The organism is Actinomadura bangladeshensis (genome assembly GCF_004348335.1).
GTDB classification, from domain to species: Bacteria; Actinomycetota; Actinomycetes; order Streptosporangiales; family Streptosporangiaceae; genus Spirillospora; species Spirillospora bangladeshensis.
The window spans coordinates 16,825-27,024 of record NZ_SMJW01000100.1 but is presented as its reverse complement, the minus strand read 5'-3'; the positions used below and the strand labels follow the sequence as shown (position 1 = coordinate 27,024).

Sequence of the window (10,200 nt, the reverse complement as noted above, 5' to 3'; positions counted from 1 at the left end):
GCGCCCGCCCCCGGGGCGCACCTTGAGATCGGACACGACGTACCCGACATGCCCGCCTCCGCGGACGCCCTCCAACGGCTCGACCCGCAGGAGCGCCCGCATCTCCCCACCGGACACTTCGACAAGCCCCGCGGCCACCAACGCGTCCGCAGGAATGGAGTCCACCGGCACGGGCACCTGCAACCAGAACAACCGCGTCAACACCTCAAGAGGCGATCCGCCCCGAGTAGCCCGCAAGGCGGGCACGATCTCGTCCCGAGCCAACGCCCCACCGGCAACGGCCCCGAGCAGTTCCCGCACCCCGCCGACCGTGTAATCGGCCCCGACCAACAACTCGCGCACCCGAAGAAGCTGACTCACCGCCCCATCCTCCCGCACCACCTCGGCTTGGGAGGGCGGCCTCGCGGCGGGTCAGGTCAGGTAGTTCTCGAAGCCCTTGGCCAGGGAGTCGGCTATGCGCTGGCGGAAGGGGGCGCTGGAGAGTTTGGCGGCGTCGCCCTTGTTCTGCATGTTGCCGCACTCGATGAAGACCTTGGGGACCTTCGACATGTTGAGGCCGCCGAGGTCGTCGCGGCGGTCGATGGCGTTCTTGCCGAGGTAGTTGGAGTAGGGGATGCCGGTGCCGTCGTGGTAGGCGTCGCGGAGGGCCTTGCCGAGCCTGGCGGAGCCGGCGACCATGGCGGCGTTCCGGCCGATGGAGATCGGCTCGATGATGTGGAAGCCGTGGCCGGACGGGGCGGCGCCGTCGGCGTGGATCGAGATGGCGGCGTCGGCCTTCAGTTCGTTGCCGACGGCGGCCCGCTCGGTGATGCAGGGGCCGACGCCCTTGTCGTCCTTGCGGGTCAGCGTCACCTTGGCGCCGCGGGCGCGCAGGAGTTCGGCGAGGCGCTTCGAGACGTCCCAGGTGAAGGCGTGCTCGGCGTAGCCGGCCTTCGTCTCGGTGCCGGTCGTGTCGCACGCCTTGCTGCCGTTGCCGATCTTGACCTGCTTGTTGATCTCGGACGGGTGCTCGGCGTTGCCGCCGTTGTGGCCGGGGTCGATGACGACGACCTTGCCGGCGAGGGACGCGGCGCCGTCCTCGGCGGACGTCGGCGTCCGGTCGGCCGAGGACGGGGACGGGGCGCCGGCCGCGGGCGGGGTCGCGGGGTCGGCGGTGGACGCACCGGAGGAGTCGTTGCACGCGGTGAGCGCGCCGAGGCACAGCGCGAGACCGGCGACCATCGGGCCGCCTCGATGGATGCGCACAGGCCGATTCCTCCGTGATGACTTCGTTACCGGGGACCATGACAGTCTGCACGGCCCCGCCGGTTCGTCAAACGAAGTCCGCGAAATCAGCGCAGCGGATCCTCCTTGCCGAGCAGCGCCGCGAGGGCGCGCGCCTCGTCGGCGTCCAGGCCGAGGACGACGCGGGGCCGCCCCCACGGGTGGTCGATCGAGTGGGCCACGTAGCTGGCGACGGACTCCGACACCTGCTCGGCCAGGCCGCGCGCGTGCCGCCACTCCGACCACGCCCGTTCCAATTCGCTCGCCGCGCGCTGCGCGCACGACACCAGTTCCGGATCACGCACGAGCTGAACCCCCCAGTGGACTTTCCGGTGCGGTCCGGCGGGCCTCGTCCGGGCGGCCTCCCCCGAGGCCGCCCGGGTCCACCCGTCGGACGGTGAGTCCATTAACCACCTGGCGGCGGGCCGGGGACCGGCGAATGCGGCAGTCTTGGCCGGGCCCTTACCCGGCTTACACCGGTTCTAGGGACGATCGACCGTCCCCCTGCCCCGGCCGTAACCGGCCACGGGCGCGGCGGCGCCGGGGAGGTCGTGCGTGCGGGAGCGTTGCGGCGGGGGGACGTCCCTCGGAGCTGCCGAGGGCGGCGGGTCACGGGGCGGGAGCGGGCCCCGTGGTCGAGCGCACCACCAGGTGCGGGACGACCAGGTTCTGCCGGGGGTGCCGGGCCGGGTCGCCGATGCGCGCGGTGAGCAGTTCGGCGGCCACCCGTCCCATGTCGCGGCGCGGCTGGTCCACGCTGGTCAGCGAGATGTGGCGGATCGCCGCGAGATGGGTGTTGTCGTACCCGACGATCGACAGGTCGGCGGGGACGGTCATGCCGAGTTCGTCGGCGGCCGACAGCGCACCGGTCGCGACGAGGTCGTTGGGAGCGAAGATCGCGGTGGGGCGGGCGTCGCGGCGCAGCAGCGAGCGCGCGGCCCGGTAGCCGCCGTCCTCGGTGAAGTCGCCGGGCTCGACGACGATCTCGGCGGACAGCCCGTGCCGGTGCATGGCCTTCTCGTACCCGGCGCGGCGGTAGTGGGCGGTGGTGGAGCGCGCCCCTTCGATGTGCGCGATCCGGCGGTGCCCGAGTCCGACGAGGTGGTCGACGGCCAGGCTCGCGCCGAGTTCGTCGTCGTCCACGACGATGTCGACGCCGTGGACGTCGCGCTCGCCGACCATCACCACGGGGACGCTCGCGGCGGCCTCCTTGAGCGACTCGGGGACGACGCTGAGCAGCACCAGGCCGTCCACCCGCATCTCCAGGAACGCCTCGACCGCCTCGGCCTCGAACAGCGGGTCCCAGCGGCCGCTGCCGACGAGCATCCGCAGCCCGGCGCCGTGCAGGCTCTCCTGCAGCCCGTCGAGGAACTCGGCGAAGAACGGGTTGTGCAGGTCGGCGACGATGGCGCCGATCAGCCGGGTGCGGCCCTCGACCAGGCTCCGCGCGACGGCGTTCGGCCGGTAGCCGAGTTCGCGGGCGGCCTGCAGGACGGCCTGCCGGCGCCGCTCGCTCACGTGCGGCGACCCCCGCATCACCAGTGAGACGAGCGACTTGGAGACTCCGGCGCGCTCGGCGACGTTGCGGATCGTCGGTTTCGGCGCCGGTACCGCCCTCCCCTCCTCGCGCCCGGCGGGCGGGGTTCCGCGGCGCGCGGCGGGAGAGGGGCCGCCGCGCGGCCGGGGCACCGCGCCCTCTCCCTGCCGTTCGTACGGGGGGTTCGGTTCATCAGCTGACATGGCACTCCGTCCGGGGGGACCTGCAGGACCTGCCGCGACGGCACGCCGCCGGGGGAGCCGGCGCGCCGTCCTCCGCTCGGGAGGAGATGCCATGATGCCGCGCCTTCCCCCCAAACCGTCGCAACAGGGAGTAACGGGCATCCGCGAATGGTGGTTCAGGCCTGTGGTGTCCGGAATCACAGTCCGGTCGGCCGTTGATCACGGCCCGGTGAAGATGATCACGGCCGGGTGAAAAGGGCGGCCGCGTCCCGGTCGGCGGGATCGCCCGCGGGCCCGCCTCGGATACCCTGCCCACGTGGCAGAACGTGCGGTGGCCGGCGACAAGGCGCGGAGCCGGCAGAGCGGCGGGCAGCGCGGCGGGCGCGGCCGGCGCAGGCTCAGCGTGGACGAACGGCGCGAGGAACTGATCGACGCGGCGCTGCAGCTGTTCAGCGCGCGCTCGCCCGAGGACATCTCGATCGACGACGTCGCGGCCGCTGCGGGCGCCTCCCGCGCGCTCGTCTACCACTACTTCGGCGGCAAGTACGAGCTGTACATCGCGGCGCTCGGCAGCGCGGCGAAGAAGCTGTCGGTGCTGCTCGAACCGCCCACCGAGGGCAAGCCCCTCGAACGCCTGCGCATCTCGCTGAAGCGCTACTTCGACTTCGTGGAGAGCCACGCCGCGGGCTACACGGCGCTGCTGCGCGGCGGCCCGGCCGACCGCTCCGGCGAGGCGGGCGAGATCGTCGACGGCATCCGCCGGCTGCTGCTGGACCGGATCCTGCACTCGCTGGACGTGGCGGAGCCGCCGCCCGTCCTGCGCATCACGCTGCGCTCCTGGATGGCGCTGGTGGAGACCGCCGGCCTCGACTGGCTGGAGAACCGCGACGTCCCGCGGGCCGACCTGGAGCGGCTGCTCGTCGACCAGCTGGTGGCCATCATGCAGACGGCCGGCCGGCACGATCCGGGGACCGGCGCCCTGTTCGACCGCCTCTCCCAGGAGGAGCTGAGCACGTGACTCCTGTGACGGCCGGTGCCTTGTGTCCGATTGTGGACGCTTAGCCGTTAGGTGTCCGAAATTCCACCCAGGCCAGATCCCGCCCGCGGGTCAGCGGGCGGGATGCCGGCCGAACGGTGATCGGCCCGGTGCCCACGGTTCTCGGATGACCGTGGGACCGGCCCATTCGTCCGGGAGACCTCTGGCCGACCTCGCGGTACGAGATGCGCCCCAGCGGCCCCCGGCCGTCCCCCCTTGGTGCCGTGCGCGGTTATTCCGAGCGCTGCTGCGGGATGCCGGCGAGCAGCGCCCGCACCTCCGCCTCGCGGTAGCGGCGGTGCCCCCCGAGCGTCCGGATGGACGTGAGCTTTCCCGCCTTCGCCCACCGCGTGACGGTCTTGGGGTCGACGCGGAACATCGTCGCCACCTCCGCCGGCGTCAGCAGGGGCTCGGCCTCTGGCGTACGTGCTGACATGTTTGCGGCCTCTCCTCCGTGGACCGATGACAGCGATCCTGCGATTGATCCTCGCGTGGTCACTGATGTCCCCTATGGCCCGAAAGAGCCACTATGACATCACAACGTGTAACCTTGCCACCACTCAGCGCAACAAGCAAGTTCCTGGCTGTAGTTGCGTGCAAACATCCCCGCGGCTGCGGGGTGCCGCACCTGAGCGAAGGCCACTGGGTCACGCTGCGTGATTCTAGCGACACGTATAGTCGTATCGCGCGCGGATTCGGGAAATTTGTTTTAGTTCGCCGCCTCGAGCGCCCGGACGGGCCGCCAGCGGGCCAGCAGGCGCTTGTACATCGCCACGGTCAGCTCGACCTCACCCCGCTCCATCCCGGTGAGGGCCACGGTCATCTCGGCGACCGACTCGTCCGCGCGCAGGGCCCGGTCGTCCAGCAGGTGGACGAGGCCGCCGTAGTCGAGCTCCACGAGCGCGCGCGGGTGGAAGCCGCCGAGCCACCGGGCGAGCGTCTCCAGCCGTCCGGCCGACAGGAGGTAGACCTCCTCAGCGCCGTCGCCGAGGTTCTCGCGTACCACCGGCAGCGCCGCCTCCACCCGGCGACGCGCCTCGCCCATCGAGGTGACGTAGATGAGTGTGCGCGCGGGCGCGGCCGTCGCGGAGCCATGGCCGGCAGGCTCCTCGGACGCGTCGTCGGACTTGCGGTATCCGGTCCCCGGCGTACCGAGCATCAGGCAGCGCTCACCGCGCGCGAACGGCACGAACCAGTCCAGCGGGACGTGCCAGGTGCTCGTCAGGATGTGCGGGCGCAGCGGCCGCCCGGCCCGCCTCCACTGGTCGAACTCGCTCATCGCGCGTTCCGCCACCGGCGGCGGGACGAACGCGGCCGCGACACCGGCGGCGTGCTCGCCCCGGAACCGCTCGAAGGCCAGCCACGAGCGCAGCCGCGTCCCCCACGGGCAGATGTAGATCATGTCGTCGAGGCGCCGCACGTAGGCGTCCCTGCTCTCCCGCTCCGGGGCGACCTCCGGCGGCGACGCGGTCAGCCTGAGCGCCGCCTCGCGGTGCTCCACACCGAGCGCGTGGATCCGCCGCGGGCGCCGCCGGGAGTCGGCGTAGACCGTCCACAGGGTCCGCGCGGGCTCCGGAAAGGCGGTCACCGGTTCATAAACCCGTAGGTACGCGGCGTACGGAAGCACCACCGCATCGTTACACGAGATCGGTGCGGACGTGGGGCATCCGGCGTCCTAGTCTGATCTAGAGACAGAGAGGAGGGCACTACCGTGCCTAATGTCTTCGGGGCGCCCCACAAGGGCACCGAACCCCGACACGAGCAGGTCGTCTTCTGCCAAGACGAAGCCAGCGGCCTGCGCGCCATCATCGCGATCTACTCCACCGCGCTCGGCCCGTCCCTGGGAGGCACCCGCTTCTTCCCGTACGGCTCCGAGGAGGACGCACTGTCCGACGTGCTGAACCTCTCCCGGGGCATGGCCTACAAGAACGCCCTGGCCGGGCTCGACCTCGGCGGAGGCAAGGCCGTCATCATCGGCGACCCGGCCATCGACAAGTCCGAGGCGATGCTGAGGGCGTACGGGCGGTTCGTCCAGTCGCTGAACGGCCGCTACTACACGGCCTGCGACGTCGGCACCTACAGCGAGGACATGGACGTCGTGGCGCGGGAGTGCCGCTACGTCACCGGGCGGACGGTCGCGCACGGCGGTGCCGGCGATTCCTCCATCCTCACCGCGTTCGGCGTCTTCCAGGGCATGCGCGCCGCGGCCGAGACCGTGTGGGGGTCGCCCACGCTGCGCGGCAAGCGGGTCGGCGTGGAGGGCGTGGGGAAAGTGGGCCACCGGCTGGTGGAGCACCTGCGCGAGGACGGCGCGGACGTCGTGGTCTGCGACGTGAACCAGGCGGCCGTGGACCGGGTCCGGTCCCTCCACCCCGAGGTGGAGGTCGTCGCGGACGGCGACGCCATGGTCCGCGCGGATCTCGATGTGTACGCACCCTGCGCGCTCGGCGGCTCGCTCAACGACGACACCGTGCCCGTACTGCGGGCCAAGGTGGTCTGCGGCGCCGCGAACAACCAGCTGGCCCACACGGGCGTGGAGAAGAGCCTCGCCGACCGCGGCGTCCTGTACGCGCCCGACTACGTGGTGAACTCGGGCGGCGTGATCCAGGTCGCGGACGAGATCGAGGGCTTCAACTTCGACCGGGCCAAGGCCCGCGCCACCGGCATCTACGACACCACCCTCAAGATCTTCGCGCTGGCCGCCGCCGACGGCGTCCCGCCGGCGGCCGCGGCCGACCGGCTCGCGGAGCGCCGGATGACCGAGATCGGCAGATTGCGGGGAATCCTCCTCTGACGCCCGTCTCCGCGGTCGGCAGGGCGTGTCCGGACAGTGGGCTTCCTAGACCTGTTTAGACCGTTGCAAGACCGTTGCAAGGGCCGCCGTGGGGCGCGGTACGACCGTCCCACGGCGGCCTTGGCACGTACTCGTGACCACCGGATACACTGTTGTTATCAGCAACAGGGGCGCCGCCACGTACCGTCGATGTACCGAGCCAGGCGCAAAACGGGTACGGTTGTACCGTGACTGACGCATGGCTCATCAGGCACCGGTTCGTGTGGTACACGCGCGCGTTGATGGGCCCACGAAAGCCCTGACCATCGAGGGGGTCGAGCCAATGGGTCGCGGCCGAGCCAAGGCCAAGCAGGTGAAGGTTGCCCGGCAGCTCAAGTACAACACCGGCAACACGGACCTCGACCGCCTGAAGGACGAACTGGGAGTCGCAGACTCCGGCGACGACTCGTATGACGAGCTCGCCGAGAAGTACGCCGACTACGCCGAGGACTACGGCACGGAGCCCCGCAAGGACGGCACCTCCGGTTGATCGGCCGACAGTGCGCCACTGCCCGCCGCGGGCAGTGGCGTTTGTCGTGACTTCTCCATGTTCGCCGCGGTTCTTCCTCTGTGGGGGGTGTGTGGGTCATGGTTTCCGCCGGCCGCCGAGAGAGCCCCTGGGGCACCTTCGGCGGCTCACGCTGCCCCGTGTGACGCTTGAGGGCTGAGAGGCGCCCAGAGCCCCTCTCAGCCCGTCACACGCCGGTTGCACGTCTCCCGGTCGCGCGATTCTCCGGCCGGACGCCCGCGGGCCGCGCGCTCTAGGCGAAGGCCGCGGTGCCGGTACCCTCGGTGATCTCGCCGAGGGTCCAGGCGGGGACGCCGCGGGAGGCCAGCAGGCGCAGCGCCGCGTCGGCGGCGTCCGGGCTCACGATCGCGGCCATCCCCACGCCCAGGTTGAACGTCTTGTCCATCTCGGGCTGCGGCACTCCGCCGTGCTCCTGCAGGACGCGGAACAGCGGCGGGACCTCCCAGGACGAGCGGTCCAGGACGGCGTCCGCGGTCACCGGCAGGGAGCGGGCCAGGTTCGCCGCCAGCCCCCCGCCCGTGATGTGCGCGAACGCGCGCACGCCGCCCGCCTCGGCCAGGGCCAGGCAGTCCTTGGCGTAGATGCGCGTCGGGGTGAGGAGTTCCTCACCCAGCGGGCGGTCGAGTTCGGCGGGCGCCGACTCCAGGGTCAGTTCCGTCGTGGCCAGGATGTGCCGGACGAGCGAGTACCCGTTGGAGTGGATGCCGGACGACGCCATGGCGAGCACGACGTCCCCCGCCTGGACGCGGTCCGGGCCGAGGATGTCGCCGGCCTCCACGACGCCCGTCCCCGCGCCCGCGAGGTCGAACTCGTCCGACTCCAGCAGCCCGGGGTGTTCGGCGGTCTCGCCGCCGATGAGGGCGCATCCGGCCAGGGCGCAGGCTTCGGCGATGCCGCCGACGATGTCGGCGATCCGCTCCGGGACGACCTTCCCGCACGCGATGTAGTCGGTCATGAACAGCGGCTCGGCCCCGCACACGGCGAGGTCGTCGATGACCATGCCGACCAGGTCGTGCCCGACCGTGTCGTAGATGCCGAGGCGTCGCGCCAGGTCGACCTTGGTGCCGACGCCGTCCGTGGACGTCGCGAGCAGGGGGCGCTTGTACTTCAGCAGGGCGGACGCGTCGAACAGGCCCGCGAACCCGCTGACGTCGTCGACGACCTCGGGGCGCCGTGAACGCGCCACCCGCGACTTCATCAGCTCGACGGCGCGCTCGCCCGCCGCGATGTCGACACCGGCGGCCTCATAGGACGTCACCGGCCGACCTCCAGCAGATGCTTGCCGCGGGCGTCCTGCTCCACGGGGATGGGGTAGATGCCGTCGAAGCACGCCCGGCACAGGTTGTTCTTGGGGATCTGCGAGGCGGAGATGAGCTCGTCCAGGGAGACGTAGCCGAGCGTGTCGGCGCCGATGGAGTCGCGGATCTCCTCCACGGACAGGTTCCCGGCGATCAGCTCGGCGCGGGTCGCGAAGTCGATGCCGTAGAAGCAGGGCCAGGCGACGGGCGGGCTGGAGATGCGGACGTGCACCTCGGCGGCGCCCGCGTCCCGCAGCATCGACACGATCGCGCGCTGGGTGTTGCCCCGCACGATGGAGTCGTCCACCACCACGAGCCGCTTGCCCTCGATCGCCTCGCGCAGCGGGTTCAGTTTGAGCCGGATGCCGAGCTGCCGGATCGTCTGGGACGGCTGGATGAACGTCCGCCCGACGTAGGAGTTCTTCACCAGCCCCTGGCCGTAGGGGATGCCGGACGCCTCCGCGTAGCCGATCGCGGCCGGGGTGCCCGACTCGGGCGTCGGGATGACCATGTCGGCCTCGACGGGGTGCTCGCGGGCCAGCCGGCGCCCCACCTCGACGCGGGTCGCCTGGACGCTGCGCCCGGCGATCGTCGTGTCGGGCCGCGCGAGGTAGACGTACTCGAACAGGCAGCCCTTGGGGCGCGGCTCGGCGAACCGCTCGGAGCGCACGCCCTCGCCGTCGATCGCGACCAGCTCGCCGGGCTCGATCTCCCGGACGAAGCGGGCGCCGACGATGTCGAGCCCGGCCGTCTCGGACGACACCACCCAGCCGCCGGCCTCCAGCTCGCCGAGCACGAGCGGCCGGACGCCCTCGGGGTCGCGGGCCGCGTACAGGGTGCCCTCGTCCATGAAGACCAGGGAGTACGCGCCGCGGGTGGCCGGGAGGATCTCGCGGGCGGCGGCCATGGGGCCGCCCTCGCCGAGGTGGGCGAACAGTGCCGTGAGGACCTCGGTGTCGCTCGTGGCGGTCAGCACGCCCGGTTCCAGCCGCGCGGCCAGCTCCGGGGTGTTGATGAGGTTGCCGTTGTGGGTGAGCGCCAGCCCGCCCGCGTCCGTCGACCGGAACGTGGGCTGCGCGTTCTCCCACGTGGGCGAGCCGGTCGTGGAGTAGCGGCAGTGGCCGACGGCGATGTGGCCGCGCAGCGTGTTCAGCACCGACTCGTCGAAGACCTGGGCGACGAGGCCCATGTCCTTGAACACGACGATGCGGGAGCCGTCGCTGACCGCGATCCCGGCCGATTCCTGGCCGCGGTGCTGGAGCGCGTACAGGCCGTAGTAGGTGAGCTTGCTCACCTCGGCCCGCGACGCCTGGTCGGCGGGGACCCAGACGCCGAAGACCCCGCAGGCGTCCTGCGGAGCGCGGTCGGAGGGATCGATGTCGTGGCTCAGACGTCCGTCACGGAGAGGCACGTGAATCAGTCTAGATGCCCGGTTCACCTGGTCCGATCGGTGGCATGTCTTAACCGGGCTTTACTCCCCCGCACCACGGGCATCACGCGGTGCGGGGGAATCTGAGGACGA

11 protein-coding genes are annotated in these 10,200 nt (G+C 71.5%); 3 read left to right on the top strand and 8 right to left on the bottom strand.

Annotated elements, in window-relative coordinates; all coding sequences use genetic code 11:
- The 4 genes from E1284_RS20265 to E1284_RS20250 all read right to left on the bottom strand — a co-directional run.
- The coding region (locus tag E1284_RS20265; RefSeq protein ID WP_424923494.1) for a DUF7059 domain-containing protein at nucleotides 1-360 on the bottom strand (360 nt) is incomplete at its 3' end.
- A 51-nt stretch (nucleotides 361-411) separates the two neighbouring features.
- Complete coding sequence (locus E1284_RS20260) at nucleotides 412-1,245, bottom strand: N-acetylmuramoyl-L-alanine amidase (protein ID WP_243714613.1); 834 nt, start codon at nucleotides 1,243-1,245, stop codon at nucleotides 412-414.
- An 86-nt stretch (nucleotides 1,246-1,331) separates the two neighbouring features.
- Nucleotides 1,332-1,568, bottom strand: coding sequence for a hypothetical protein (locus tag E1284_RS20255; RefSeq protein WP_024934223.1), 237 nt, complete (start codon nucleotides 1,566-1,568; stop codon nucleotides 1,332-1,334).
- A 304-nt stretch (nucleotides 1,569-1,872) separates the two neighbouring features.
- A complete protein-coding gene (locus E1284_RS20250) occupies nucleotides 1,873-3,003 on the bottom strand; it encodes a LacI family DNA-binding transcriptional regulator (protein ID WP_243714612.1) in 1,131 nt (376 codons plus the stop codon).
- A 295-nt stretch (nucleotides 3,004-3,298) separates the two neighbouring features.
- On the opposite strand from E1284_RS20250, the gene E1284_RS20245 reads away from it, so the two are divergent.
- Nucleotides 3,299-4,000: a TetR/AcrR family transcriptional regulator gene (locus E1284_RS20245; protein ID WP_131941173.1), complete on the top strand. Its 702-nt coding sequence runs from the start codon at nucleotides 3,299-3,301 to the stop codon at nucleotides 3,998-4,000.
- Between the two features lie 250 nt (nucleotides 4,001-4,250).
- Here the strand turns inward: E1284_RS20245 and bldC are convergent, their stop codons facing one another.
- On the bottom strand, nucleotides 4,251-4,454 hold the full coding sequence (gene bldC, locus E1284_RS20240; protein WP_012850682.1) for a developmental transcriptional regulator BldC: 204 nt from the start codon (nucleotides 4,452-4,454) through the stop codon (nucleotides 4,251-4,253).
- A gap of 273 nt (nucleotides 4,455-4,727) precedes the next feature.
- Nucleotides 4,728-5,645, bottom strand: a complete 918-nt coding sequence (locus E1284_RS20235; protein WP_131941171.1) for a DUF8083 family protein — start codon at nucleotides 5,643-5,645, stop codon at nucleotides 4,728-4,730.
- Between the two features lie 84 nt (nucleotides 5,646-5,729).
- Here E1284_RS20235 and E1284_RS20230 point away from each other — a divergent pair, with 84 nt between their 5' ends.
- Together E1284_RS20230 and E1284_RS20225 are read left to right on the top strand one after the other, a co-directional pair.
- Nucleotides 5,730-6,812: a Leu/Phe/Val dehydrogenase gene (locus E1284_RS20230; protein WP_131941169.1), complete on the top strand. Its 1,083-nt coding sequence runs from the start codon at nucleotides 5,730-5,732 to the stop codon at nucleotides 6,810-6,812.
- Between the two features lie 322 nt (nucleotides 6,813-7,134).
- Complete coding sequence (locus E1284_RS20225; protein WP_131941167.1) at nucleotides 7,135-7,341, top strand: DUF3073 domain-containing protein; 207 nt, start codon at nucleotides 7,135-7,137, stop codon at nucleotides 7,339-7,341.
- 271 nt (nucleotides 7,342-7,612) lie between these two features.
- Here the strand turns inward: E1284_RS20225 and purM are convergent, their stop codons facing one another.
- Nucleotides 7,613-8,638 carry a phosphoribosylformylglycinamidine cyclo-ligase gene (gene purM / locus E1284_RS20220; RefSeq protein ID WP_131941165.1) on the bottom strand — a complete coding sequence of 342 codons (1,026 nt, stop codon included), beginning with the start codon at nucleotides 8,636-8,638 and terminating at the stop codon, nucleotides 7,613-7,615.
- Entirely contained in the window at nucleotides 8,635-10,089 is a 1,455-nt protein-coding gene (gene purF, locus E1284_RS20215) for an amidophosphoribosyltransferase (protein WP_131941163.1), read from the bottom strand. Before purF ends, purM begins: the two co-directional genes overlap by 4 nt.
- Nucleotides 10,090-10,200 lie beyond the last annotated feature (111 nt).